General features: G+C 61.8%; 22 protein-coding genes. 3 read left to right on the plus strand and 19 right to left on the minus strand.

Going from position 1 to position 24,964, the window contains the following annotated elements:
- Positions 1 to 55: 55 nt before the first annotated feature.
- The 3 genes from GSQ90_RS21540 to GSQ90_RS21550 all read right to left on the minus strand — a co-directional run bounded on the left by GSQ90_RS21540 (position 56) and on the right by GSQ90_RS21550 (position 2,887).
- Positions 56 to 2,059, minus strand: coding sequence for an acetyl/propionyl/methylcrotonyl-CoA carboxylase subunit alpha (locus GSQ90_RS21540; protein WP_158816943.1), 2,004 nt, complete (start codon positions 2,057 to 2,059; stop codon positions 56 to 58).
- Positions 2,060 to 2,145: 86 nt separating this feature from the next.
- Positions 2,146 to 2,598: a hypothetical protein gene (locus GSQ90_RS21545; RefSeq protein WP_158816944.1), complete on the minus strand. Its 453-nt coding sequence runs from the start codon at positions 2,596 to 2,598 to the stop codon at positions 2,146 to 2,148.
- Between the two features lie 103 nt (positions 2,599 to 2,701).
- The gene (locus tag GSQ90_RS21550) at positions 2,702 to 2,887 is read right to left on the minus strand and encodes a hypothetical protein (protein WP_158816945.1); all 186 of its coding nucleotides are present in this window, start codon (positions 2,885 to 2,887) and stop codon (positions 2,702 to 2,704) included.
- A 51-nt stretch (positions 2,888 to 2,938) separates the two neighbouring features.
- On the opposite strand from GSQ90_RS21550, the gene cynS reads away from it, so the two are divergent.
- The 3 genes from cynS (at position 2,939) to GSQ90_RS21565 (ending at position 5,779) form a co-directional block, all read left to right on the plus strand.
- A complete protein-coding gene (cynS, locus tag GSQ90_RS21555) occupies positions 2,939 to 3,421 on the plus strand; it encodes a cyanase (RefSeq protein ID WP_158816946.1) in 483 nt (160 codons plus the stop codon).
- 73 nt (positions 3,422 to 3,494) lie between these two features.
- Entirely contained in the window at positions 3,495 to 3,755 is a 261-nt protein-coding gene (locus GSQ90_RS21560; RefSeq protein WP_158816947.1) for a hypothetical protein, read from the plus strand.
- Positions 3,756 to 3,982: 227 nt separating this feature from the next.
- Complete coding sequence (locus GSQ90_RS21565; RefSeq protein WP_158816948.1) at positions 3,983 to 5,779, plus strand: thioesterase family protein; 1,797 nt, start codon at positions 3,983 to 3,985, stop codon at positions 5,777 to 5,779.
- A 28-nt stretch (positions 5,780 to 5,807) separates the two neighbouring features.
- On the opposite strand, the gene GSQ90_RS21570 is transcribed toward GSQ90_RS21565, so the two are convergent.
- The 16 genes from GSQ90_RS21570 to GSQ90_RS21645 form a co-directional block, all read right to left on the minus strand.
- A complete protein-coding gene (locus GSQ90_RS21570) occupies positions 5,808 to 8,105 on the minus strand; it encodes a bifunctional diguanylate cyclase/phosphodiesterase (protein ID WP_158816949.1) in 2,298 nt (765 codons plus the stop codon).
- A gap of 300 nt (positions 8,106 to 8,405) precedes the next feature.
- Positions 8,406 to 9,938 (minus strand): acyl-CoA carboxylase subunit beta, encoded by a 1,533-nt coding sequence (locus GSQ90_RS21575; RefSeq protein WP_158816950.1) that lies wholly within the window; start codon positions 9,936 to 9,938, stop codon positions 8,406 to 8,408.
- 96 nt (positions 9,939 to 10,034) lie between these two features.
- Positions 10,035 to 10,799, minus strand: coding sequence for an ATP12 family chaperone protein (locus tag GSQ90_RS21580; RefSeq protein ID WP_158816951.1), 765 nt, complete (start codon positions 10,797 to 10,799; stop codon positions 10,035 to 10,037).
- Positions 10,792 to 11,859: an RluA family pseudouridine synthase gene (locus GSQ90_RS21585; RefSeq protein WP_158816952.1), complete on the minus strand. Its 1,068-nt coding sequence runs from the start codon at positions 11,857 to 11,859 to the stop codon at positions 10,792 to 10,794. The genes GSQ90_RS21580 and GSQ90_RS21585 overlap by 8 nt, the downstream gene beginning before the upstream one ends.
- On the minus strand, positions 11,856 to 12,239 hold the full coding sequence (gene crcB, locus GSQ90_RS21590; RefSeq protein ID WP_158816953.1) for a fluoride efflux transporter CrcB: 384 nt from the start codon (positions 12,237 to 12,239) through the stop codon (positions 11,856 to 11,858). The genes GSQ90_RS21585 and crcB overlap by 4 nt, the downstream gene beginning before the upstream one ends.
- 99 nt (positions 12,240 to 12,338) lie before the next feature.
- Positions 12,339 to 13,886 carry a SpoVR family protein gene (locus GSQ90_RS21595; protein ID WP_158816954.1) on the minus strand — a complete coding sequence of 516 codons (1,548 nt, stop codon included), beginning with the start codon at positions 13,884 to 13,886 and terminating at the stop codon, positions 12,339 to 12,341.
- Positions 13,883 to 15,166: a YeaH/YhbH family protein gene (locus GSQ90_RS21600; protein WP_158816955.1), complete on the minus strand. Its 1,284-nt coding sequence runs from the start codon at positions 15,164 to 15,166 to the stop codon at positions 13,883 to 13,885. Before GSQ90_RS21600 ends, GSQ90_RS21595 begins: the two co-directional genes overlap by 4 nt.
- A gap of 24 nt (positions 15,167 to 15,190) precedes the next feature.
- A complete protein-coding gene (locus tag GSQ90_RS21605; RefSeq protein ID WP_158816956.1) occupies positions 15,191 to 17,134 on the minus strand; it encodes a PrkA family serine protein kinase in 1,944 nt (647 codons plus the stop codon).
- A 426-nt stretch (positions 17,135 to 17,560) separates the two neighbouring features.
- The gene (locus GSQ90_RS21610) at positions 17,561 to 17,944 is read right to left on the minus strand and encodes an SUF system Fe-S cluster assembly protein (protein ID WP_158816957.1); all 384 of its coding nucleotides are present in this window, start codon (positions 17,942 to 17,944) and stop codon (positions 17,561 to 17,563) included.
- Between the two features lie 15 nt (positions 17,945 to 17,959).
- The gene (locus GSQ90_RS21615; protein WP_158816958.1) at positions 17,960 to 19,204 is read right to left on the minus strand and encodes a cysteine desulfurase; all 1,245 of its coding nucleotides are present in this window, start codon (positions 19,202 to 19,204) and stop codon (positions 17,960 to 17,962) included.
- Entirely contained in the window at positions 19,201 to 20,487 is a 1,287-nt protein-coding gene (gene sufD, locus GSQ90_RS21620; RefSeq protein ID WP_158816959.1) for a Fe-S cluster assembly protein SufD, read from the minus strand. The genes GSQ90_RS21615 and sufD overlap by 4 nt, the downstream gene beginning before the upstream one ends.
- A gap of 7 nt (positions 20,488 to 20,494) precedes the next feature.
- Complete coding sequence (gene sufC, locus GSQ90_RS21625) at positions 20,495 to 21,244, minus strand: Fe-S cluster assembly ATPase SufC (protein WP_158817346.1); 750 nt, start codon at positions 21,242 to 21,244, stop codon at positions 20,495 to 20,497.
- A gap of 16 nt (positions 21,245 to 21,260) precedes the next feature.
- Positions 21,261 to 21,758, minus strand: a complete 498-nt coding sequence (locus GSQ90_RS21630) for a cupin domain-containing protein (RefSeq protein WP_210254942.1) — start codon at positions 21,756 to 21,758, stop codon at positions 21,261 to 21,263.
- On the minus strand, positions 21,755 to 23,224 hold the full coding sequence (gene sufB / locus GSQ90_RS21635; RefSeq protein WP_158816960.1) for a Fe-S cluster assembly protein SufB: 1,470 nt from the start codon (positions 23,222 to 23,224) through the stop codon (positions 21,755 to 21,757). Before sufB ends, GSQ90_RS21630 begins: the two co-directional genes overlap by 4 nt.
- 68 nt (positions 23,225 to 23,292) lie before the next feature.
- On the minus strand, positions 23,293 to 23,661 hold the full coding sequence (locus GSQ90_RS21640; protein ID WP_158816961.1) for a VOC family protein: 369 nt from the start codon (positions 23,659 to 23,661) through the stop codon (positions 23,293 to 23,295).
- Between the two features lie 50 nt (positions 23,662 to 23,711).
- The gene (locus tag GSQ90_RS21645; RefSeq protein WP_246731710.1) at positions 23,712 to 24,875 is read right to left on the minus strand and encodes a cysteine desulfurase family protein; all 1,164 of its coding nucleotides are present in this window, start codon (positions 24,873 to 24,875) and stop codon (positions 23,712 to 23,714) included.
- Positions 24,876 to 24,964 lie beyond the last annotated feature (89 nt).

The raw sequence follows: 24,964 nt of genomic DNA on the forward strand, positions 1-24,964 counted from the left end.
CGTTCGCAGCCGACGACGCGGGGCGCTGACGCTGAGTCAGCCCCCCGATTCCTGCTCAGGCGAATTCCATGATCACTGCGTCGACGGCCAGCGAATCCCCTTCCCTGGCGAGGATTTTCTTGACCGTGACATCGCGTTCGGCGACGAGGACGTTTTCCATCTTCATCGCCTCGACCATGCACAAGGGCTCGCCAGCCTTGACCTCCTGATCCACATGAACGGAGATCGTTTTGACGAGGCCCGGCATCGGACAGAGAAGCGCTTTCGAATTGTCGGCGCCCTTCCTCTCTAGCATCAGCGCCGCAAGCTCCGCCTCGCGGCGCGTGTAGACGCGGGCGTCGACGCTCACACCCCGATGCGCGAGCGTGAATCCGTTGAGGATCGGACGTACCTGCGCCGCCATCTCGACGCCATCCACCGTCCCGCTCCAAACGGGCTCGCCAGGCGTCCAATCCGAGGCGACGCGCAGACTGCGCCCTTCGGCGAGGACGATGTCGAGCGCCGCGCCGCCGCCGACGACTTCAACGTCATAACGCTGTTTGCCGAGCAGAACCGCGCGGCGCAATTGAAAACGAAGGGTTCCTTGCGCCCGCAATTGCCCTGATATGGCGCGTTTGCGCACGTTCAGCACATGATCGACATGGGTGGCGATCGCGGCCATCACATGGGCGATCTCTCCCGAGGCGACAAGCGGCGAGAAACCCTCGGGAAATTCTTCTGCGATGAACCCGGTCGAAAGCCGACCCGCCCGCCAGCGCTCATGTTGCATGAGCGCGGAAAGGAACGGGATATTATGGCGGATGCCGTCGATGACGAAACTGTCGAGCGCGCGCGCCTGCGCCTCGATCGCCGTCAACCGATCGCCGGCATGGGTCACCAGTTTTGCGATCATCGGATCGTAGTGGATCGAGATTTCGCCGCCCTCGAACACGCCAGTGTCGTTGCGCACCGTCACGCCATCGAAGATTCCCTCGGCAGGCGGGCGGTATTTCACCAGGCGGCCGGTTGAAGGAAGGAAATTGCGCGTGGGATCTTCGGCGTAAACGCGGCTCTCGACCGCCCAGCCCGTCAGCTTGACGTCTGCTTGCGTCATTCTCAGCTTCTGGCCATAGGCCGATCGGATCATTTCCTCGACAAGATCGATGCCGGTGACAAGTTCGGTCACGGGATGCTCGACTTGCAGGCGCGTGTTCATTTCCAGGAAATAGAAGCTGCGGTCCTGCCCTGCGACGAATTCGACTGTGCCCGCCGAATCGTAATTGACCGCTTTGGCCAGCGCCACGGCCTGTTCGCCCATCTTCTTGCGCGTCGCTTCGTCGAGCAGCGGCGATGGCGCTTCCTCGATCACCTTCTGGTTGCGGCGCTGGATCGAACATTCGCGCTCGCCGAGATAGATGACGTTGCCGTGCTTGTCACCCAGCACCTGGATTTCGATATGCCGCGGGTTGACGATGAATTTTTCGACGAAAACGCGGTCATCGCCGAACGAGGATTTCGCTTCCGACCTCGCCCGCGCGAAACCTTCGGCGACCTCGAGGCGGGAATGCGCGATGCGCATGCCCTTGCCGCCGCCGCCGGCTGACGCCTTGATCATCACGGGATAGCCGATCTCATCGGCGATCTCGGCGGCGCGTTCGGGCGTTTCGATCACGCCGAGATAGCCGGGCACCGTCGAGACTTTGGCGGCATTGGCGAATTTTTTCGATTCGATCTTGTCGCCCATCGCCTCGATGGCCTTGCGATTGGGGCCGATAAAGACAATGCCGGCCTCTTCGAGCGCCGCGGCGAAGGCGGCGCGCTCCGACAGGAAGCCATAGCCGGGATGGACGGCTTCGGCGCCGGTCTCTTTGCACGCCGCGACGATCTTCTCGATGACGAGATAGGATTGCGCGGCGGCGGGCGGCCCGATCAGGATGGCCTCGTCGGCCATCTCGACATGCAGCGCGTCCTTGTCGGCCTCCGAATAGACCGCAACGGTGGCGATGCCTAAGCGCCGCGCCGTCTTGATGATCCGGCAGGCGATCTCGCCGCGATTGGCGATCAGGATTTTGCTAAACATCAGCCCCCCGGTCGAAGGCTCGCGGGGCGAGCGACCATGAAGCTTGGTTTTATGGGAGCGGCGCGGCGGCGTCTACCTCAGGGCGATTACCCCGCGATGGCCGCCCGCAGGGCCTCATCCACCCCCGGCCAGCCGCGCGCGGCGCGGGCGCGCACGGCCGCCAGGAACCATTGGGGAACCCGGTGGGCCTCCACCAGCACATTGACGAGAACGGCGAGCGCGTCGACCGACATCGCCTCGTCGGCTTGCCGGATCAACCATTCCGCTTGTTCCTCGCAGATGACGCCCGTCGGGCGCGACTGCCAGATCACATGCTCGCAGATCAATTCGACGAAAAATTCCGACCATTCCGGCGCCTTGACGATCGCGGATCGCTCGACGGCGAACAGCTCCTCGGCGGCGTCGCGCGACACCTGGCCCTCGCTAAACACCTCGCGCCGCAACCATGCCACATCAAGCCCGCTCACCCGGCCGCCGTGGATGAGCGAGCTGATGATCGTCCGACTTCGATCGACCGCAAACGCCATTGGTTTGGACATATTCAACCACCACCCGATTCGCCCGTTTCGACGGACGACTGCTTTGTTGAGCGAGAGTTTGGGTCGCAATATTTGCCAGCCTATGAATCGCACCGAGGCAAGTTCAGGCACAGTTAAGGCCACGCAAAGAGGCATGGTTGCGAGAAGATGAAGCCGACGAAGCATGCGGGAGCGCCGGCAAGACCAGCGGCGGCGGATCGAGTGGATCGACGGTGGAAAGCGCCGAGCCATCGCCGATGAGCGAGATCGCGATGCGGCTTTTTGAAAAATAGAATTCGTCCTGAGGCATGAATCGTGCATCGTCCCGCGGTCAAGGCCTATCTCCACCGGGGAGTCTGATATGAAGCGCGCTGACCTCACAGAAAAGCTCCTGGATATCAAACGGGAGAAGGGATGGACCTGGAAGTTCATCACCGACGAAATCGGGGGCGTCTCGCCCATCATCATCGTCGGGGCGCTGCTGGGTCAGATGAAGCTGGTGAAGCCGCTGGCCGCGGCCGCAGCCAAACTCTTCGGACTGACGGAGACCGAAGAGCGGATGCTCAACGAAACGCCGTATCGCGGCACGCCGATGCCGCCGACGGATCCGCTGATCTATCGTTTCTATGAGATGGTGATGGTCAACGGCCCCGCCTGGAAAGCGCTCATCGAAGAGGAGTTCGGCGACGGCATCATGTCCGCCATCGACTTCAACATCGAGATTGAGCGCGAGCCGAACCCGAAGGGCGATCGGGTCAAGATCAGCATGTCCGGAAAATTCCTGCCGTTCAAATATTACGGCAATTCGCAGGGCATTCCCGAATATGGCTTCAAAGAGACGTAAGGGCGCCGCGCCGGGAACCGATCAGCCGCTTTCGCGTTTCGGGGAGGCGATACATTCCGACAGGGGCTCTGAAATGATGAAGACGACTCGAAACATATTTCTGATCGGCGTTGCCGGCCTGGCTCTCGCGGCCTGTTCCACAACGTCGGAACGCATCGGCGGCGCGGGCGCGGGCGCCGTAGCGGGCGGCGCTATCGCCGGCCCGGTGGGCGCCGTCGTCGGCGGCGTTGGGGGTGCGATCGAAGGCCCCGCCGTCGCAGGGGCCATGGGCGTGCCCCATCGTCATTATTATTGGCGTCATCATCATCGCTATTACTATCACCACGGCTATTGAGGCTCGATCGATCGGGAATGCTGTTAACCTCCGGGCAAGCGTCGTCGCGCTTGCCCGGCGCATGGAGAACCGCCTCACAGACAGGCGTCGCAGTTTTGCGACAATGGTAAACTAAAAGGTAAGGGTAGCGTTTGTAATCTTCGGTGCGTCGCGCCTCGCGCCATTGACAGAGTGACGAAGTTGCCTTGGGTTGGCGGTGATCGCCACGCAATCAGAAATCGAACTTAATGAACCTTCGTTCTCTTGTTTGGGCGCCGACAATCTCGCTCTCGTGGTTCTGGGGCCTGGGGTTTTTCTACAGCATCCACGTCACTTTGACTTATGGCTGGCTCGGCTTTGTCGGCTTCGCCATCCCCAATGCGCTGGGCCTGGGGCTTTTCGGCTGGATCGTCGGAGGACGCAAAACGTCGCCGGACGCGATCGTCAAGTCGATTGAAGGCGCCTATGGCGGCGTGATCCTGCTTTTCCAGCTCGCCGCCGCCGCGATCACGATTTTTGGCTTCATCGCCTATTTCTGGGTCCCGATGTTCGGCCCCGGCGCGTCGATCGGGGCCGCGCTGTTTCTTTTGTGGGCCTGCGCGATCGGCCATGGCCTGACGCTGACGGCCATCAAGGGGCTGCATGTCGCACTGCTGGCGATCGGCCTCATTGCCGCGGCGCTGCTCCTGTCGGCGCTTTCGGGAACGACGGAGGCGTGGTCGGTTCCCCTCGCCTCTTTCGACAGCCGTTTCTATGGTCTTGTCGTTCCCACGCTTGTCGGGTTCTTGCTCGGACCGTGGCTGGATATCCAGCAATGGCAGCGGGCGGCGGCGATCCATAGGGAAGGCGGATCGATTCGCGGCGCCTATGCCGCCGGCGCGCTTTTCTTTTTCGGCCTTCTGTCGATCAACGCGCTTCTCGCCGCGGCGGCCGGAAAAGTCGGGATCATCATTTCCGCTGACGGATTGCCCGGCATGGAAGGCGCGGTGGCTTTCGCATCGGGGCGCCTCGAGGGCGGCCTGAGATGGATCGGCGTGGCCTATGTCATCTGGACCGCGCTGGCGCTCGGGACCACAATTGACAGCAGCTACAACGCCACGCGGTGGTTTCTCGCGACGAAGCAGTCTCGAAGCGTCAGCGCCATGCTGGCGCTCATTCCGCCGGGGGTTGCATCTTCGCCCCTGTGGCTCATCGCCGGCGCCGCGGCGATCGCCGCGGCCGCTTATGACGCGAACCTGTCGCTGATGTATCTGATATTGCCGTTTGCGACGCTTTTTGTGGGCTCCGCCGCGTGCTTGGTTTGCGAAGTTCTCGGCGGCAGGCGCTTGTATGATCCGATTCTTTGCTTCCTGATCGGCGGCGGCGCCGCGATTATTTTCCTGCTGGGTTATGTTCCCCCGATCGCTCTGTTCCTGACGCTCGCGCCGCTGATCGCGCTGATCGGCGCATTACCTTCGATCGTTGGCCTGTTTCGTCCGCAGCAGACCGGGGTCGCCGTCCAGACCTTGGTGGATGATTCCGATGCGCCGTCCGCGATCGTTGCGCTCTCGCCGCCGGAGGCGGTCGCCTCGCACGGTTTCGACGGACAATGGTTTGTCATGCAGTTGATGCCGACCTACGACGACACCAATTCGGTGGGCAATATCTATTTTGCCAATTACGTCCGGTGGGTCGGCAAGGCGCGCGAATTGTTCTTCAATATTTGCATGCCGTCATTCGATCTCAAGATAACGCGATATTACGTGCTGACCCGCTCTTTCACTCATGATTTCCGCATGGAAGCGAAAGAGTTCGAGGCGATCACGGTGCGAATCCGCATATCCGGCCACAACCGCAAATTCGTCACGCTTCGCCATGAAATCTACAGCGCCTCGCGCGGAATGCTGGGCCGAGGCGAGCAAACGTTGATGTTTGTCGACACGCAGAGCAATCGGCCGCTCGACATTCCGGGCGAGATCATGCGTGGGTTCCTGCCCTATTGGCCCAAGGATTCGCGCATCTCGCAGAAACTTCAATCCGACGCGCAGGAATCATCGCTGGTCTGAGGCTTCGCCGCGAACTCGGCCGCCTGATTTAAGCGGCTTGCCCGGCCGCCGCGCGCGCGCCAAAGTTCATTAGCTCTTGCAGTTGGTCCTGAGGCCTTGCGGCGCTGAAGAGATAGCCTTGCAAGAGATCGCAGCCCTCGCGGCGCATGCAGGCGAGCTGCTCACGGGTCTCGATGCCCTCAGCGGTGATCGTCATGCCGAGACTCCCACCCAGACCGATGACCGCGCGGATGATCGCGAGGCAGCCCTTGTCGTTGGGCAAATCCTTAACAAACGATCGATCGATCTTGATCTTGTTGAACGGCATATTCCGGAGATAGCTCAAGCTGGAATAACCCGTTCCGAAATCGTCGAGCGCGAGACAAACGCCCATCTTCTGCAATTGTTTCAGGACATTCACCGCTTCAACATTGGCCTCGAGCAACATCGACTCGGTGATTTCGAGTTCAAGCCGGCGCGCGGCGAGTCCGCTGTCCTCAAGCGCGCTGGCGACGATCGCGCACAGGTCGGAATAACGCAGTTGAATTGGCGACAGGTTGACCGCGATCTTGATGTCGTCCGGCCAGGTCGCCGCGACGCGGCACGCTTCGCGAATGACCCATTCGCCGATCGCGACGATGCAGGCGTTTTCCTCCGCGATCGGAATAAACGTTGCCGGCGGCACAAGGCCGTGGATGGGGTGGCGCCACCGCAGCAGCGCTTCAAATCCCGTGGTCTTGAGGTTTTGCGCAGCGACCACGGGCTGAAAATGCAAAACGAACTCGTCGCGGGCAAGCGCCCCGCGTAAGTCGGCTTCGAGCGAACGCCGCGCCTCGACCTTCGCGTCCATTTCCGCGTCGTAAAAGCGAAATCCGTTTCGCCCCTCATTCTTGGTTCGATAAAGAGCAAGATCGGCGCGATGCATGATTTCGGCGGGGCTTTCACAGGGCGAGACTGCAATGCCGACGCTCACGTGAAGGCTGATCTTAATTCCCTCGATCAGCATCGGCGCAGCGATCGCGGTGACGATCTGAGCGGCGAGGCCGCTGGCGCGATCCTTGGCGGCGCTGCGCGCCAGAATCGCGAACTCGTCGCCCGAGAGCCGTGCGACCACATCGCCTTTGTCGACGCAGAGCCGCAACCGGTCCGCGACTTCAGCCAGAAGACGATCGCCAATGGCGTGCCCGAATGTGTCGTTGACGTATTTGAATTCGTCCAGATCAAGGCATAGAACCGCAAATCCCGACTTTTCCGACGGCGCCTCGACGATCGCTTCCAGGAGGCGATCGTGAAAAAAAGTCCGGTTCGGCAAGTCGGTGAGCGCGTCGAAGCGAGCAAGATAGGAAAGCCGCTCTTCGGCCTGTTTGGCCGCGGTGACGTCGGATCCGACGCCGCGATAACCGCTGAAGCGCTCGTTGGAATCAAAGGTCGCCTTGCCGGTCAGCGACCACCAGCGGGTTTCGCCCGCGATTCTGATCGGAAGCAGGCAGTCGCGAAAAGTGGCCCTGTTCGCAATCGGTTTCCAGAGCAATTCGTCGATCTTGGCCGGTTTAACCCGGCTGTCGTCGATATTCAGCAGGGCGGACAGCATCGCGCCGTCAAGCTGCGCGAAGCTTTTGCCAAATATCTGCGCCAGGCGGGCCGACGGGTTGCGGATCCGCCCCTCGACATCGATTTCCCAAATCCAGTCGCTCGCGTTCTCTTCGAAATCGAAGAGAAGAAGGCTGATGACGTCTTTCTGGTGCTCGACCTTGATTTCCGAAATAATGCGACTGAGCAGCACCTTGCTCAAATGCACCATCGTTAAAATGATGAACAGCGCGTAGAGCGCAAGTAGAATGGCGATCAGAATGTAGAAGGGCTCGCCCGTCACTGCGAGCGCATAAAACGCTCCGACAATAATACTGCCGGAGAAGCAAATCGCAGCCCAGGGCACCGCAGAGACGCTCATGCCTATGGCGATCAACCCCGCGGTCGTGCAGGCGATCAGCAGGCGGAAGTCGGCGTCGGCGCCGACGAACAACATCACCGGCATCGAACTCAGCCAAACGCCATAAGCCGCGGCGACCAGAATCAGCAGATTGACATCCCGGGTCCGGCTTTCCGGCGGCTTGCCCATCCGGCGCCAGCGCCAGCACATCGCCAGCGCGAAGATCGAAAGGCTGATGGTCGCCAACGACAGAAGCGATAGATAGAAGCGCGGGGCGCTGTTCCACAAGGAGGTTGCGACCACCAGAACGACGAAGAGAACGCAAAGCACCGCAAATGGCGCAAGACGGAAGGAAACATCGAGCTGTTCGGCGTAGATGCGCCCCTTGACCGAACGACTGCCCGCCGGGGGCCGCAAGGCGACGTCCTCAAGCGCTCGGACTATCGAATTTCGGAACGGGACCGAAACCAAGTGGACCTCGAAAGAGACGCAGTTCTTTTCACCCTAGAGGCGGCCAGTAAAGCAACGATTAATGTCAAGTCGTTGAAACTTCGAGTCGATGGCGATTTTCAGAGTGTTTGCCGTGTCGTTTACCATGACGAATGAAAGTAGTTCGGCAAGTTCGTCGCACTGACGACGTCTGCGGCAGCCCCAGTAACCATAAGGCCGCAAGAATTGGCGCACCGGGGACACCGAGGATTCGAGAAGCGCCGATCGCTAAAGTGGAATATTGTCATGCTTTTTCCACGGGTTTTCGAGCTTCTTGTTCCGCAGCATCGCTAGCACGCGCGATAGCCGCTTTCGCGTCGCATGCGGCATGATCACCTCGTCGATATAGCCGCGCTCCGCCGCCACAAAGGGCGATAGGAAGCGCGCTTCATATTCGGCGGTGCGCTCGGCGATCTTGGCGGGATCGGCGATATCGGCGCGAAAGATGATCTCAACCGCGCCTTTGGCGCCCATGACGGCGATCTGGGCGGTCGGCCAGGCAAGGTTAATGTCGCCGCGCAGGTGTTTTGACGCCATCACGTCATAGGCGCCGCCGAAGGCCTTGCGGGTGATGATCGTGGCCTTGGGAACCGTCGCCTCGGCATAGGCGAACAGCAATTTCGCGCCGTGCTTGATCAGGCCGCCATATTCCTGCGCGACGCCCGGCAGGAAGCCGGGGACGTCGACGAAGGAGACGATCGGAATGTTGAAACAATCGCAAAATCGCACAAAGCGGGCGCCTTTGCGTGAGGCGTCGCTGTCGAGCACGCCGGCCAAAGCCATCGGCTGGTTGGCGACGATTCCCACCGTGCGGCCTTCAATGCGGCCAAAGCCGGTGACGATATTCTTGGCGTGGGCTTCCTGAATTTCGAAGAAATCGCCCTCATCGACGATCTTGGCAATCAGCTCTTTGATATCATAAGGCTTATTCGGATTGTCCGGGATCAGCGTGTCCAGCGACATATCGATCCGGTCGGGATCGTCGAAGCTCGGGAGCAGCGGGACATCGTCCGTGTTGGAGGCGGGCAGAAAATCGATCAGCCGGCGCGTCTGCAACAACGCCTCGACATCATTGTCATAGGCGCGGTCGGCGATCGACGAGCGGGTGGTGTGAACCGATGCGCCGCCAAGGTCTTCGGCTGTCACCGTCTCATTGGTGACGGTTTTGACGACATCGGGGCCGGTGACGAACATATAGCTGGTGTCGCGCACCATGAAGATGAAATCGGTCATCGCCGGCGAATAGACGTCGCCGCCCGCGCAAGGCCCCATGATGAGCGATATCTGCGGGATGACGCCCGAAGCCAGAACATTGCGCTGGAACACCTCGCCATAGCCCCCAAGCGCCGCCACGCCCTCCTGGATGCGCGCGCCGCCCGCGTCGAACAGGCCGATAATCGGGGCGCGGTTTTTCAGCGCCATGTCCTGAATCTTGGTGATTTTCTGGGCATGCGCCTCGCTGAGAGAGCCGCCAAAAACCGTAAAATCCTTGGCGAAAACAAAAACGGTGCGGCCGTTGACCGTGCCCCAGCCGGTGACGACGCCATCGCCCGGTATTTTGGTCTTCTCCATGCCAAAATCGGCGCAGCGATGCTCGACGAACATGTCGAATTCTTCAAACGATTCATGATCGAGCAGCAATTCGATGCGCTCGCGGGCGGTCAGCTTGCCCTTGGCGTGCTGCGCCTTGATGCGCGCTTCGCCGCCGCCGAGCCGGGCCCTGGCGCGCCGGCGGTCAAGTCTTTCGAGCATCTGTTTCAAGGATGAGGCTCCCGGCCAATAAGCGACGCATTCGCTCTTAACATGGCGCGGGCGGACCCGGAACGGGGTTGAAAATCGCGCCGCCTCATCTCGCCACTAGCCGCGCAACGCTCCCGCCGTTGCCGCCGCCGCCTCCATTTCGCGCCAGCGCGCGGCGCGGCGCGCCATGGCCTCGTCGTCCTCCCCCCATTGGCTGATCTGGAAATCCTCATCGACATTGGCGATGCGCCAGGCATCTGACGCGCTCAAGACCCCGCGGAAAACGCCAAGCGCGAGAAGCACGGAGCCGGTCAAAGTCGTCATCACATGAAGAGCGGCCAGGGCGAAAGGTTCGTTGATCCCCTCCAAAGCCTGACGGATCGCGTTCAACGAGCGCTCGGGCTGGCGCAGATGGATCACGCCTTCAGCGAGCATGAACCTTGCGCCATAAGCCTCATGCACCCAGTCGAGCACGGGGTCATAGGCCGCGGCCTGCGCCGCGACGAGCTTTTCCGGCGCGCCTGCGCGATAATAGAGCAGGTCGGTCTCGGCATAGGCGGCGAGTTCAGCGCGAGTCTCAGCGATCGCCGCCGCGACGCCGTCGATCGCGGAATTGGCGATGCGGGTGACGGGCATATCAGCCGGGTTGATCGTCGCGCCCTGCCCCGCCCATTCCCTCGCTGCGAGTTCCGCCGACGCCTGCGTTGGAAACACCAGCGCCTTCTTGGCCGGCGTGCGGGCGCCGCGCCCATCGAGTTGCAGCGCGAAGCCGCCCGCAGCCGGGGCGACGCTCGCCGTCTCATAGAACCGGGCGAGCGCGACGGGGCGCATGTTCTTTTGCGCGGCGCGCATAGGATCGCCGGGCGAATATTCCTCACTCATCGGGCGCGTCTTCGATCGGATCGCGTGTTTTGACGTCGAAGCCGAACATGTCGAAGCTCTTCTTCATATGCTCGGGCAATGGCGCAGTGACGTCGATGATTCCGCCCCGTGGGTGCGGCAGGATGAGGCGGCGCGCCAGCAAATGAAGCTTGGGCTCAAGTCCGGAGGGCACAGCGCGCAGCGGGTCGGCCCGGGCGGGATCATTGGCTTCGCGCCGGTTATATTTGGGATCGCCGATGATGGGGTGGCCGATCGCCTCGCAATGGGCGCGCAATTGATGGGTGCGTCCGGTTATAGGGCGCATCGACAGCCAGGCCAGACGCGGTGAGACCTTTTCAACCACCGCATAGAGCGTCAGCGAATGCTGCGCGTCGACCTCGCCATGCTTGGCGACGCGCATCCGCTCGATATCGGCGCGGTCGCCCTTGCGCGGTCCGCGCTCGGCGCCCATCGCCTCGCCTTTGGCGAGAAACAGCGAGATGCGTCCTTGCGCGGGTTTCGGCACGCCCTCGACCATCGCCCAGTAGATTTTTTTGGCGCCGCGCGAGCGAAAAGTCGCGCCAAGATCGGCCGCCATTTTGCGCGACTTGGCGATCAGCAGGACTCCCGACGTATCGCGGTCGAGCCGATGCACAAGCACTGGTCGCTCGCCGTTCTTGTTGGCGAGCGAGGCGAGCATGCCATCGATATGGCGCTTGGTGCCCGAACCGCCTTGCACCGCGAGGCCGTAGGGTTTGTTGAGCACAATAACGTCGCGATCCTCGAAAAGGATCATAGCGCGAATATCGGCGGCATCGCGCGGATCGGGCGGCGCCGGCGCATTCGGCGCGGCTTCGGGGCTAAGATTGAGCGGCGGCACGCGCACGCTCTGCCCGGCTTCCAGCCGCGTTGAAATCTCCGCACGCTTGCCCGAGATGCGCACTTCGCCTTTGCGGACGATCTTATTGAGATGGGACTGCGGCAGTTTGGGAAAGCGGCGATGAAACCAGCGGTCGAGCCGCATGCCCGCTTCGTCCTCGCTGACGTCGAGCAGCGCGACCTTGTCGGGCGAAGCGCTCATGCCATGCTCCGCACCAGCGCCAGCCCCGCCCACAGACCCACAACGCCGAGGATGACCGACCCGCCGATATAGAGCGCGGCGAGGCCAATCTGGCCGCGCTCGATCAGCCGGAACGAGTCGAGCGAAAAGGTCGAGAAGGTCGTGTAGCCGCCGAGTACGCCGGTGGCGACGAAAAGCTGCGCCTGCCGCGTCCAGCCCTCGCCGGCGCGGAACGCCAGCCAGCCGACCAGCAGGCCCATGACGAACGAGCCGGTGATATTGATGAACATGATCCCATAGGGAAAATCATTGCCGAGCAGCCGCGCCGCTGCATTGTTGATCACATGGCGCAACACGCCGCCGAGCCCGGCGCCGATGAAGACGAGAAGAATGGCTTGCATAGGCTGCTATAGCGCAGGCGGCGGGACAACGTCGAGTCCGGAGGGAAAGGCTTGATCGTATCCCCTCGGACCGGCCTCCTTTGTGCTGTCTCTCTGCCTTTACGCCGCCAGCGCCGTCCCTTTCGGGCTGCAGCCATGCTCCTTGAGCACTGCATCCGCGGGGCCGATCTCGCGCAGCAGCACGTCATAGCCCCACAGATCGGCCAGATGCTGCAATACGCTTCTGGCGGCGCCCTCGGCGAGCAAGCGTCCGTTCACGACGTGGTGGTGGAGGATGAGGCGCCGGTCGCCGACGAGGTCGACGTCGACCACTTCGATATTGGGGTCCGACCAGCCGACATCATAGCGCCTGGCGAGTTCGCGGCGGATGCGGCTGTAGCCGCGTTCATTATGGATCGCCTCGACCTTGATCCCCTCCTTCACCGCGGGATCGTCGTGAAGCTGGAACATGCGCATCTGCCGCATCAGGCGCGGGCTTAAATATTGGCTGATGAAGCTCTCGTCGCGATAATTAGCCCAGATGTCGCGCAGCACCGCCATGGCGTCGCCGGCGCCCGCGATCTCGGGGAACCATTGCCGATCTTCGTCATCAGGATCGGTCACGATCCGCTCGATGTCCTGCATCATCGCAAAGCCCAGGGCATAGGGATTGAAGCCCGAAAAGCGAGGATCGTCGAAAGCCGGTTGGAAAATGACATTGGTGTGCGATTGCAGGAATTCGAGGAAATCGCCGTTCGAAATGCCGCCTCGCTCATGCAAGCGATTCATGATGCGGTAATGCACGTAGGTCGCCGTGCCCTCGTTCATCACCTTGGTCTGTCCCTGCGGATAGAAATATTGCGCGATCTGGCGCACGATGCGCAGCAGCTCTCTTTGCCAGGGCAGCAGGCGCGGCGCCGATTTTTCGAGAAAATACAGGATGTTTTCCTGCGGCAGCCCCAGCAACGCCTTTCGGCGCTCTAGGCTCAATTCTGTCATGCTCTTGGCGGGTCCGAGCGGAACGGTGCGCCACAGATCGTTGAAGCTGCGCTCGTCATGTGCGCGCCGATCCCTCGCGCGCTTCTCCTCGCCACGCAGGTCGAGCTTCTTCTTGCCGGGATAGCGAAAAACGCCATGCGACATCACGCCATGCGCCGCATCGAGCGTGTGTTCGACCGCGGCATGGCCATAGCGTTCCTCGCACTGCGCGACATAGCCTTTGGCGAAATTCAGATATTCGAGAATCCCTTCGGCGTCCGTCCATTGCTTGAACAGATAATTGTTCTTGAAAAAGTGATTATGGCCGAAGGCGGCGTGGGCGATCACCAAAGCCTGCATGGTCGCCGTGTTTTCCTCCATCAGATAGGAGATGCACGGCGAAGAGTTGATGACGATTTCATAAGCAAGGCCGCGCAAACCCTTGCGATAAAGCGCTTCGTGCTGGGTGAAATGCTTGCCGAACGACCAGTGCCGGTAATACAGCGGCATGCCGACCGAGGAATAGGCGTCGAGCATCTGCTCCGCGGTGATCACTTCGATCTGGTTGGGATAGAGATCGAGCCCGAGTTCGCTCAGCGCGACGTCCTCGCAGGCGTCGTGCAGCCGCTGCAGTATCGGAAAATCCCAGTCGGCGCCTTCGTAAAGACGTTCCATCGCCCCTGCGCTCATGACGCGACCCTCTCTCCGGCTTGCCGGCGCTGGAAGAGTTCGCGAAACACCGGAAAAATCTCGCCTCGCGTGGTGACCTTTCGCATCGACAGCGGCAGGCCGCCGGCGCGCAAGGAATCGTAAACGCCCCACAGCGAGGAGCGCGACGCGGCGCCCTCGCCGCGCTCATCGGCGTCGCCGACTTCGAGATAGGCGAAATACTGGCTAGCGGGCAGAATATGGTCGCGCAAAAGCTGGGCCGTCAGCTCGCCGTCGCTGTAGGAATTGTCGCCGTCCGACGCCTGCGCCGCATAGATGTTCCAGTCTTCTGGAGGATAGCGCAATTCGACGATGCGCCGCATCGCCTCGAAGGCGCTCGACACCACGGTGCCGCCGGTGGCGGGGCTGTGAAAGAAGGTTTGCTCGTCGACCTCTTCGGCGCGGTCGGTATGGCGGATGAACACGATCTCGACATGGCGATAGCGCTTGGTGAGAAAAATGTAGAGCAGCATGTAGAAGCGCTTGGCGAGGTCCTTCATGTGCTCGGACATCGAGCCGGACACGTCCATCAGGCAGAACATCGCCGCCTGAGCCACCGCTTTGGGCACGTTCTCGAAGCGGCGATACCGGATGTCGATCGGGTCGATATAGGGAATGCGCCGCATCCTGGACTCAAGCGCCGCGATCTCGCTTTGCAGCGCCGCGCGACCCTCGGGATCCGCGCAATCGGCGAGCTTTCCCTCAAGCAGCGCGACCGACTGCGGGCTTGGACGGTGCAGCGCGATGCGACGTCCCATGGCATGGCGCATCGTGCGGCCAATCGCAATGTTCACCGGCGAGCCCGAAACCGCATAGCCGGCCCGGCGGATTCCCTCGTGCTCGACTTCGGCAAGCCGTCGCTTGGCGAGATCGGGCAATTCGAGGTCGTCCAGAAACAGATCGAGAAATTCCTCGCGCGTCAGAATGAAGCGAAAGGCGTCTTCGCCGTCGGCGCCGCCGCCGTCTTGTCCCGAACCGCCGCCGTCCTCGCCCGAGCGCGGCAGCAGGTCGCCCTCCGCGAATTTCTTGTTTCCCGGCAGCACTTCGTCGCGAACGCCGCCGGGGCCGTGATGGAAGCGAGGCTCATCGACCCCACGGGCGGGGATGCTGATCTCGCCTCCCTCAAGAATGTCGGAAATATCGCGCGACTGGGAGGAATGACGCACCGCCTGCCGCACAATCGCCTTGGCGCGGCGAAGAAATCGCTGGCGATTTTCAAGGTTCTTCCCGCCCGGATTAAGGCGTCGATCGAGAACCTGCATGCGCTTTTCCTCTGCTCCTTGGGATCACCCGGCCTGTTTGACCCGCATATACCACTCGACCAGACGCCGGACCTGCCGCTCGGTATAGCCGCGCGCCGCCATGCGTTCGACGAATTCGCCGTGCTTTTTCTCGGTGTCGCCGTCCTTTTTTGATCCGAACGAAATGACCGGAAGAAGATCGTCGACCTGCGAGAACATGCGTTTCTCGATCACCTCGCGGATTTTTTCGTAGGACGTCCAGGATGGATTCTTGCCGCCGTTATTGGCGCGCGTGCGCAGCGAGAATTTGACGATCTCGTTGCGGAAATCCTTCGGATTGGCGATGCCGGCCGGCTTCTCGATCTTCGTCAATTCCTGATTGAGCAGCTCGCGATTCAGAAGCTGGCCGGTGTCGGGATCCTTGAAATCCTGATCCTCGATCCAGGCGTCGGCGTAATCGACATAGCGGTCAAACAGGTTTTGCCCGTAGTCGGAATAGGATTCGAGATAGGCCTTTTGAATCTCGTGGCCGATGAATTCGGCATAGCGCGGCGCCAGCTCGCCCTTGATGAATTCGAGATAGCGCTTCTCCGTTTCGTCGGGCAATTGCTCGCGGCGGATCGCCTGCTCCAGCACATACATCAAGTGAACGGGATCGGCGCCAATCTCCGTCGTGTCATGGTTGAATGTCGACGCGAGAACCTTGAACGCGAAGCGCGTCGAGACGCCGTCCATGCCTTCGTCGACGCCGGCCGAATCCTTATATTCCTGATGGCTGCGCGCCTTTGGATCGGATTCTTTCAACGTCTCGCCGTCATAGATGCGCATCTTGGCGTAGAGGGTCGAGTTCTCGTGCTTGCGCAGACGCGACAGCACGGAAAAGCGGGCCATCGTCTCCAGAGTCGCGGGCGCGCAGGGCGATTTCGCCAGTTCGGAGCCCTGGATCAGCTTCTCGTAAATCTTGCCTTCTTCGGTCACGCGCAGGCAATAAGGAACCTTGACGACCGAGATGCGGTCGATGAAGGCCTCATTGTTCTTGTTGGCCTTAAAACTCTGCCATTCCGCCTCGTTCGAATGGGCCAGAATCACACCCGAGAAGGGAATGGCGCCGATATTTTCGGTGCCGATATAATTGCCCTCCTGGGTGGCGGTGAGCAGCGGGTGCAGCATCTTGATCGGCGCCTTGAACATTTCGACGAATTCGAGAATGCCCTGATTGGCCCGGTTAAGGCCGCCCGAATAGCTATAGGCGTCGGGATCGTTTTGCGAGAAAGCCTCAAGCTTGCGGATGTCGACTTTGCCGACCAGCGACGAAATGTCCTGGTTGTTCTCGTCGCCCGGCTCGGTCTTGGCGATCGCGATCTGACGCAGCCGGGAAGGCTGGATCTTGGCGACGGTGAACCGCGAAACGTCGCCGCCAAACGCTTCAAGCCGCTTGAGGCACCACGGGCTGACCAGCCCGTTGAGGCGCCGGCGCGGGATGCCGTAGCGTTCCTCGACCATCGCGCCCATCGTCTCGGGATCGAACAGACCGAGCGGGCTTTCGAACACCGGACTGATCTCGTCGCCCGCCTTCATCACATAAATCGGGTGGACTTCCATCAGCGCCTTGAGGCGCTCCGCGAGAGAAGACTTGCCGCCGCCGACCGGCCCGAGCAGGTAGAGGATCTGCTTGCGCTCCTCCAGCCCCTGGGCGGCGTGGCGGAAGAAGGAGACGATCCGCTCGATGGTCTCCTCCATGCCGTAGAAGCCGGCGAAGGCGGGATAGGCCCGAATCGTCCTGTTCAAAAAAATACGGCCAAGGCGGGGGTCCTTGGCCGTGTCGATAATTTCGGGTTCGCCGATCGCCGCCAGCAGGCGCTCCGTCGCATTGGCGTAGAGCATGGGGTCGCCCCGGCACGCCTCCAGATATTCCGAGAGCGACATTTCGGTTTCGCGCCGCGCCTCAAACGAGCGCATGAACGCATTGAAGACATGGTCGTTGAACATGGATGGCACCTCTTAATGCGCGGACGGCCTTCGGGGTGGGGTCACGACTTCCACCAGTCGGCTGGTCGCCACATGCGATTTCGAATCACCTCCGCAACATCTTCCGCGATTGGATACTCAACTCGGCGAGTCCAACAAGAGCGGATACGGCCGTCATCGACTTTCGGATGTGCATGACTGCATCAATCAGCATGCAACTGCGTCTTTTCTGGGCAGATGGGAGAAATAGCCACCACCTGTGGCGCAGAAAGCGCAGTCCCGGCCCAGAGCGTTCCGCCCGGCGCGCATTCCCATTTCGGACCCGCGATTCGGTCCGCGCGCGCTCACCAATCAAATATATGATGCGCGATGAGCCTGGCCTCAAGCTGGAGATACAAATTTGCTTGGAGGCGGTTTATTGCCGCAGGCGTTAAAGACCGCGTGCGCTCACCACATGTCCAGCGCGACCCGCGCCTCGTCCGACATGCGGCTTTGATCCCACGGCGGGTCGAACACCATATTGACCTTGGCGCCAGAAACGCCGCCGACCGCGCTCACCGCATTCTCGACCCAGCCCGGCATTTCGCCCGCCACCGGGCATGCCGGGGCCGTCAAAGTCATCTCGATGGTCACGAAACGGCTGTCGTCGATGTCGATGTTGTAGATGAGGCCAAGCTCGTAAATATCTGACGGAATTTCAGGATCATAGACCGTCTTGAGCGCGGCGACGATATCGTCGGTCAGGCGCTGCAACTCATCCGCCGGGATCGCCGAGGGCGATGCGACCACGGGCTGGTTGGGCGCATGGTCCATCGTCGGGCTGTCGGTCATCTCTTCAAGCCCTCCTCAGGCGAACAGGCTCTGCGCACGGATCAGAGCTTCCGCCAAGGCGTCCACCTCGGCATGCGTGTTATATAGCGCAAACGACGCCCTGCAGGTAGAGGTCACGCCGAAGCGTTGCAAGAGCGGCATTGCGCAATGGGTGCCGGCGCGCACCGCGACGCCCGAGCGATCGATGATCGTCGCCACATCATGGGCATGGGCGCCTTGCATGTTGAACGAGACGATCGGCCCCTTGCCGGGCGCCTGGCCAAAAATGCGCAGGGAATTGATCGCGCCCAACCGCTCGTGGGCGTGGGCGGCCAAGGATTCCTCATGCGTCCGGATGCGCGCCCGCCCGATCCCTTCGACATAATCGAGCGCAGCGCCAAGGCCGATCGCCTGGACGATCGGCGGCGTGCCCGCCTCAAAACGGTGCGGCGGCGCATTATAGGTGACAACGTCTTGCGTGACGTCCTGGATCATCTCGCCGCCGCCGTTGAACGGCGGCAGCGCCTCCAGCAGGGCGCGCTTGCCATAGAGCACGCCGATGCCGGTCGGCCCATAAACCTTATGGCCGGTGAAGACATAAAAATCGGCGTCGAGATCGCGCACGTCGACATCGAGATGCACCGCGCCCTGCGAGCCATCGACCAGCACGGGAACGCCATGCGCATGGGCGATGCGAATGATGTCCTTGATCGGCGTCACGGTGCCCAGGACATTGGACATATGCGTGATCGCGACGATTTTGGTGCGTTTGGTTAAAGCGCGTTCGAAGGCTTCGAGCGAAAACGAGCCATCGTCTGCGACATCGACCCATTTCAACACTGCGCCCTTGCGCTCGCGATGGAAATGCCAGGGCACGATGTTGGAATGATGCTCCATGACGGAAAGCACGATTTCATCACCCTCCCCGATATGGGCGAGGCCGAAACTGGCGGCGACGAGATTGATCGCCTCGGTCGCCGAGCGGGTGAAGACGATCTCTTCATGCGAGCCGGCGTTGAGAAAACGGCGCGCGCTTTCTCGCGCCGCCTCATAGGCCTCGGTGGCGGCATTGGCGAGATAATGCAACCCGCGATGCACATTGGAATATTCGTGCTCATAGGCATGCGTCAGGCGCTCGATCACCGCGCGCGGCTTTTGTGCCGAGGCGGCATTATCGAGATAGACCAGCGGTTTGCCGTAGGGGCGTTCGGCCAGGATCGGGAAGTCGGCGCGCAACGCTTCGACGTCCAATGGCGCCGATATCGGATTGTGGATCGTCATCGGCGCGCGCCCTCCGTCCGTCTGGCGAGCCAGGCGCGCATCTTTTCGCGCAGCAGCTCGGCCAGTTCCTGGTCATTGACGCGCGCTATCGCGTCGGCGCCGAACGCCTCCAGCAGCATGGCCTCAGCCTCGGCTTTGGGCAGGCCGCGCGCTTGCAGATAGAACGTCTGTTCAGGATCGAGCGCACCCACTGTCGCGCCATGGCCGCAAACGACATCGTCGGCGAAGATTTCGAGTTCCGGCTTGTTGTTCATGACGGCGTGCGGCGAGAGCAGGATCGCCTGGCTCTTCATTGCGCCATCGGTCTTCTGGGCGCCGGGCTGCACGACGACCTTGCCCTGATAGACGCCCGTCGCATCGTCGGCGACGATATGTTTGTAGAACTCCCGGCTCTGCCCATGCGGTGCGGCATGGTCGACGACCAGCGTGGTGTCGGCATGGCGTTTGCCGTTGAGAAGCGAGAGGCCGCCGAGCGCAATCCTGGCGTTCTGGCCGGTCAATGTCGCAAAAATCTGCCGGCGCACCAGCGCCCCGCCCGCGACGAAACCGAAAGCGGAAAGTTCCGCCTTGTCGCCAAGGCGCGCCGTCTGGCTTTCAATGTGTAAAGCCGCATTATCCTCGACAATGACGGCGTGATCGAGTTTCGCGCCATCCGTCAGATCGATAAGGGTGGCCGCATCGCGCTGGTCGCCTGCGTCAGCGCCGACAAAGCTCTCCACAATTCGCGCCCGCGCGCCCGCTCCAATATCAATCGCCACCCGCGAATGGACCGACTTCGCCGCCCCGTCCGTCATCAGATGAACGATTTCAATGCGCTTTGTGACGTCGGCGCCCGCATCGACAGTGACGACGCAGCCGCCCTGGGCAAGCGCGCCATTAAGCGCGAGCAAGGGATCGGCATCGCCATTGCCGCCGCGGCCGGTCTGCGTCAGCGCGGCGACGCTGACGCCCTGGGGCGGCGGGTCCGACAATTCGGAGATGTAGCGACCATCGACAATCGCCAGCGTCGTTGCGCCTGCGCGCGCCCGCGCAGCCAAAGTTTTGCGCGCGGCGGCGATGGCGGCGGCGTCAGGCGCATTTGCAAGCGGTGCGACGCTGGCGAAGAGCGAGCGCAGATCCGTGTAATGCCAGGCTTCGTCGCGGCGCGTCGGCAGGCCCTTGGCCGCGAACAGACGAAACGACGCCTCGCGGTCGAGCGCCGACAGCGCGCCCTGCCCGGCGGCGAATTGCTCCGCGAGCGCGGTCTCGGCGGCGGTTCTTGTTTTCAACGCATGCAATGTCATGTCGTCCTCACGCAGCGTCCGCCGCGTAGTCGCGATAGCCGTTGCGCTCAAGCTCGAGCGCGAGTTCGGGGCCGCCGGTTTTGACGATGCGGCCCTTGGCCATCACATGCACCACATCCGGCTTGATGTGATCGAGCAGGCGTTGGTAATGGGTGATGACGAGGAAGGCGCGGTCCTTGTCGCGGAGTGCATTGACGCCTTCCGAAACGATCCGCAACGCATCGATGTCCAGCCCCGAATCCGTTTCGTCGAGAATGGCGAGGCGCGGCTGCAGCAGCGCCATCTGCAGAATTTCCATGCGCTTCTTCTCGCCGCCGGAAAAGCCGACATTAAGCGGGCGCCGCAGCATTTCCTGGTCGATCTTCAGGCGATCGGCGGCGCTGCGCTCCGCGCGCATGAAATCGGGCGTCGTCATTTCCTTCAGACCGCGCGCGCGCCGCTGGGCGTTAAGCGTCGCTTTGAGGAAAGTCATCGTCGCCACGCCAGGAATTTCGACCGGATACTGGAAGGCGAGAAACAGGCCCTTGGCGGCGCGCTCGTCAGGCGACATTTCGAGAATGCTTTCGCCGTCGAGCAATACATCGCCGCCCGTCACTTCATAATCCGGCTTGCCGGCGATGACATAGGAGAGCGTCGATTTGCCCGATCCGTTCGGCCCCATGATCGCGGCGACTTCGCCGGCCTTCACCGTGAGGTTGAGCCCGTCGAGGATTGGCTTGCCATGGATTTCGACGCTGAGATTCTTGACTTCAAGCATATTCATTCTTTCGTTTTCATTCTTCGCCGTCGAAATAGCCGAGTGAATTTTCGCGGCGGCCGATAAAGGCGAGCTTGGCCGCGACCAGGCCCTTGTCGGCGGGAACCATCGATGCGACGGCGAATTTATTGGAATCGGGATATTCCACGACGTCGGGATCGAGGCGCGTCGAAAAGCCGAGATAGCGCAGCTCCGTCGATCCCGTATTGACGATCTGATGCGCGGTCGAGACGTCGCCAGCCGGCGCGCTCATCACATCGCCGGCGCGGACAGGGTATGTCTCGTCGCCGAGCCGATAAATCCCCTCGCCCGACACGACGAAGAACATTTCCTCGTTGACGTGATGGGCGTGGCGCGGAAACGCCTTCTTGCCCGCCGGCACGATATGCAACTGGCAGCCAAGCTTGCTCGCCCCGATCATGAAGCCGATGCGGCCGAGCCGGGCGTCGAATTGCCCGCCATTGCCGCCATCGCGCAGCGGCACATCGGCGATGTTGATGACGGGCTTCGTCACCCGACGCTCCCCTCAAGGCTGATCGCGATCAGCTTCTGCGCCTCGACTGCGAATTCCATCGGCAATTGTTGCAGCACGTCGCGCACGAAGCCATTAACGATCAGCGCCGTCGCCTCTTCGCCCGACAGGCCGCGCTGCAGGCAATAGAAGAGCTGGTCCTCGGAGATTTTCGAAGTCGTCGCCTCGTGCTCGAAGACAGCCGAACTGTTCTTGGCTTCGATATAGGGCACGGTATGGGCGCCGCATTTGTCGCCGATCAGCAGCGAGTCGCAATTGGTGAAATTGCGCGCACCCGTCGCCAGACGATGGGCCGAGACCTGGCCGCGATAGGTGTTCTGCGAACGGCCGGCGGCGATGCCCTTCGAGATGATGCGGCTCGTCGTGTCCTTGCCCAGATGAATCATCTTGGTGCCGCTGTCGACCTGCTGGCGTCCATTCGAAATCGCGATCGAATAGAATTCGCCGCGCGACTTGTCGCCGCGCAGGATGCAGGACGGGTATTTCCAGGTGATCGCCGACCCGGTCTCGACTTGCGTCCACGAGATTTTCGAGCGTGCGCCGCGGCAATCGCCGCGCTTGGTCACGAAATTGTAGATGCCGCCCTTGCCCTCGGAATCGCCGGGATACCAATTCTGCACGGTCGAATATTTGATCTCGGAATCGTCGAGCGCGACGAGTTCGACGACCGCCGCGTGAAGCTGGTTCTCGTCGCGCTTGGGCGCCGTGCAGCCTTCGAGATAGCTGACATAGGCGCCCTTGTCGGCGATGATCAGCGTGCGCTCGAACTGGCCGGTGTTCTTTTCGTTGATGCGGAAATAGGTCGAGAGCTCCATCGGGCAGCGCACGCCGGGCGGCACATAGACGAAGGAGCCGTCGGAGAACACGGCCGAATTCAAGGTCGCGTAGAAATTGTCGGACGCGGGCACGACCGTGCCGAGATATTTGCGCACCAGTTCGGGGTGGTTGTGCACCGCTTCGGAGAACGAGCAGAAGATCACGCCGACCTTGGCGAGTTCGGCCTTGAAAGTGGTCGCCACCGAGACGGAATCGAACACGGCGTCGACCGCGACGCGCGGCCGCTCGACGCCGGCGAGGATTTCCTGCTCGATCAGCGGAATGCCAAGCTTCGCATAGGTGCGCAGCAACTCAGGATCGACTTCGTCAAGCGATTTTGGCCCCGGCGTCGATTTGGGCGCCGAGAAATAATAGAGGTCCTGATAGTCGATCGGCGGATGTTCGACGCGCGCCCATTGCGGCTCGTCCATCGTCAGCCAGCGACGATAAGCCTCCAGCCGCCATTGCAGCAGCCATTCGGGCTCGCTCTTCTTGGCCGAGATGAACCGAACGATATCCTCGTTCAGGCCCTTGGGGGCCCTATCGGACGCAATATCGGTGATGAACCCGTATTTATATTCGCTTACATCGATCGAACGAACGCGGTCGACAGTTTCCTGGACAGCCGCCATGTGGACTTCTCCTCGCCTCGTCGGTTTCAAGGACCGCCGGTGGGGGTCAAAACTTGTTGGCTTTTGTTTCAGGCCTCGGGGCTATGACATACCGCTTCTATATTGTGCCCGTTGAGGTCAATTACAAACGCCCCGTAATAGTTCGGATGGTAATGCGGGCGCAACCCCGGCGCCCCATTGTCTTTGGCGCCCGCTTTAAGCGCCGCTTCATGAAAAGCGCGCACTTCGGCGCAAGTTTTGGCTGTGAAGGCCAGATGCACGCCGCTCGCGGGCTTGCCGCCGCCCCCGAACCAGAATTGCGCACGCCCGTCGCGGCCAAAGCCTGTGTGATCGCCAAACTCTGCCGCGATTTCAATGCCGAGCGGCGCCAAAGCCGCGACATAAAAGGCCCGGCTGGCGGCGGTGTCGCTGACGGAAAAACCGATATGATCAAGCATTCTGTCTTCCCCTATCTTTTCTCACGTGGGCACAAGCCTCTTCTCTGGGTTTACGCCGCACGCCTGCCTCGCCGCATACGGGACGCGAGCCCCGCGATCGCCTCTCCAAAATGGGCGACATCCGTCTCGTCCGACGACCAGCCAAGGCTCAGCCTGATCGCCCCTGCGCCCAGCGCCGGATCGACCCGCATCGCGTCGAGCACATGCGAGCGGGCGACCTTGCCCGACGAACAGGCCGCGCCCGATGAGACCGCAACGCCCGCTAGATCGAGCGCAATCATCAAAGTCTCTGCGCCAATGCCGGGAATGGCGAAACACAAGGTATTGGACAGCCGCGCGACGCCAAGGCCGAAAATGACCGCGTCCGGCGCTGCGCGGGCGATATGCGCCGCGAGGCCTTCGCGCAACTTCGCCAGCCGCGCCGGCTCGTCCGCCAATTCCGCCATGGCGGCGCGCGCCGCTGCGCCAAATCCGGCGATCGCGGCGACATTCTCGGTTCCGGCCCGCAAACCCCGTTCCTGCCCGCCGCCGCGCAGCAGCGGCTCGGCGACGCCGATCTCCGGCGAGGCCGCCACAAGAGCGCCCGCCCCTTTGGGGCCGCCAAGCTTATGAGCGGAAAGAATGAGAAAATCCGCGCCCAGCGCCCCCGCTGTGCAAGGCGCCCGCCCAGCCAATTGCACGACGTCGCAAACAACGATGCCGCCGGCCGCGTGAACCAGCGCCGCCGCCTCGGCGACCGGCTGGATGATTCCCGTCTCGTTATTGGCGCCTTGAAGCGCCAGCATGACCGGGCCGTCGTCGCGAGCGACCGCCTGCGCAAGAGCGTCGAGATCGATGCGGCCGTCGTCGCGCAGCGGCGCGGTTTCGACCATCGAAGGCGCGAAACGGTGGCCTTTCAGCACGCAGGAATGCTCTCCCGCCGAGACGATCAGCCTTTTCAGCGGCGCGCGAAGCCCAGCGATAGCGGGCGTCAGGACCAGATTGGCCGCCTCGGTGCCGCTCGCGACAAAGGTGATTCCGCGCGGCGAGACGCCCGCCAATTCACCGACGGCTGCCCGCGCTTGCTCGACGACCGCCCGCGCGGCGCGGCCTTCCCCGTGAATCGAGGAGGGATTTCCCGCCAGTTCGAAAGCGGCCACGCAAGCCTCGCGCGCCTCGGCGCGCAACGGCGCCGTCGCGTTGAAATCGAGATAGCTGCGCCTCGTCTGCTTCAAATCGCCCGCCAACTTATTATATGAGCGAAAGGAAAAGCCGTTCGCCATTGTCCGTTGCCCGGACATAACGCCAGGACTCTGGCGTTTTA

Origin of the sequence: Methylocapsa sp. S129, assembly GCF_009765995.1 — a bacterium.
Lineage (GTDB): Bacteria > Pseudomonadota > Alphaproteobacteria > Rhizobiales > Beijerinckiaceae > Roseiarcus.

Bases quoted from the DNA above. Each gene is read 5' to 3' on its own strand.
- GSQ90_RS21640 (WP_158816961.1), bottom strand. From the start codon at position 23,661: ATGCTTGATCATATCGGTTTTTCCGTCAGCGACACCGCCGCCAGCCGG.
- crcB (WP_158816953.1), bottom strand. From the start codon at position 12,239: ATGCAAGCCATTCTTCTCGTCTTCATCGGCGCCGGGCTCGGCGGCGTG.
- GSQ90_RS21565 (WP_158816948.1), top strand. From the start codon at position 3,983: ATGAACCTTCGTTCTCTTGTTTGGGCGCCGACAATCTCGCTCTCGTGG.
- sufD (WP_158816959.1), bottom strand. From the start codon at position 20,487: ATGACATTGCATGCGTTGAAAACAAGAACCGCCGCCGAGACCGCGCTC.
- cynS (WP_158816946.1), top strand. From the start codon at position 2,939: ATGAAGCGCGCTGACCTCACAGAAAAGCTCCTGGATATCAAACGGGAG.
- GSQ90_RS21605 (WP_158816956.1), bottom strand. From the start codon at position 17,134: ATGTTCAACGACCATGTCTTCAATGCGTTCATGCGCTCGTTTGAGGCG.
- GSQ90_RS21600 (WP_158816955.1), bottom strand. From the start codon at position 15,166: ATGCAGGTTCTCGATCGACGCCTTAATCCGGGCGGGAAGAACCTTGAA.
- GSQ90_RS21610 (WP_158816957.1), bottom strand. From the start codon at position 17,944: ATGACCGACAGCCCGACGATGGACCATGCGCCCAACCAGCCCGTGGTC.
- GSQ90_RS21595 (WP_158816954.1), bottom strand. From the start codon at position 13,886: ATGAGCGCAGGGGCGATGGAACGTCTTTACGAAGGCGCCGACTGGGAT.
- GSQ90_RS21615 (WP_158816958.1), bottom strand. From the start codon at position 19,204: ATGACGATCCACAATCCGATATCGGCGCCATTGGACGTCGAAGCGTTG.
- GSQ90_RS21580 (WP_158816951.1), bottom strand. From the start codon at position 10,799: ATGAGTGAGGAATATTCGCCCGGCGATCCTATGCGCGCCGCGCAAAAG.
- sufB (WP_158816960.1), bottom strand. From the start codon at position 23,224: ATGGCGGCTGTCCAGGAAACTGTCGACCGCGTTCGTTCGATCGATGTA.
- GSQ90_RS21560 (WP_158816947.1), top strand. From the start codon at position 3,495: ATGATGAAGACGACTCGAAACATATTTCTGATCGGCGTTGCCGGCCTG.
- sufC (WP_158817346.1), bottom strand. From the start codon at position 21,244: ATGCTTGAAGTCAAGAATCTCAGCGTCGAAATCCATGGCAAGCCAATC.
- GSQ90_RS21550 (WP_158816945.1), bottom strand. From the start codon at position 2,887: ATGCCTCAGGACGAATTCTATTTTTCAAAAAGCCGCATCGCGATCTCG.
- GSQ90_RS21585 (WP_158816952.1), bottom strand. From the start codon at position 11,859: ATGAGCGCTTCGCCCGACAAGGTCGCGCTGCTCGACGTCAGCGAGGAC.
- GSQ90_RS21540 (WP_158816943.1), bottom strand. From the start codon at position 2,059: ATGTTTAGCAAAATCCTGATCGCCAATCGCGGCGAGATCGCCTGCCGG.
- GSQ90_RS21545 (WP_158816944.1), bottom strand. From the start codon at position 2,598: ATGTCCAAACCAATGGCGTTTGCGGTCGATCGAAGTCGGACGATCATC.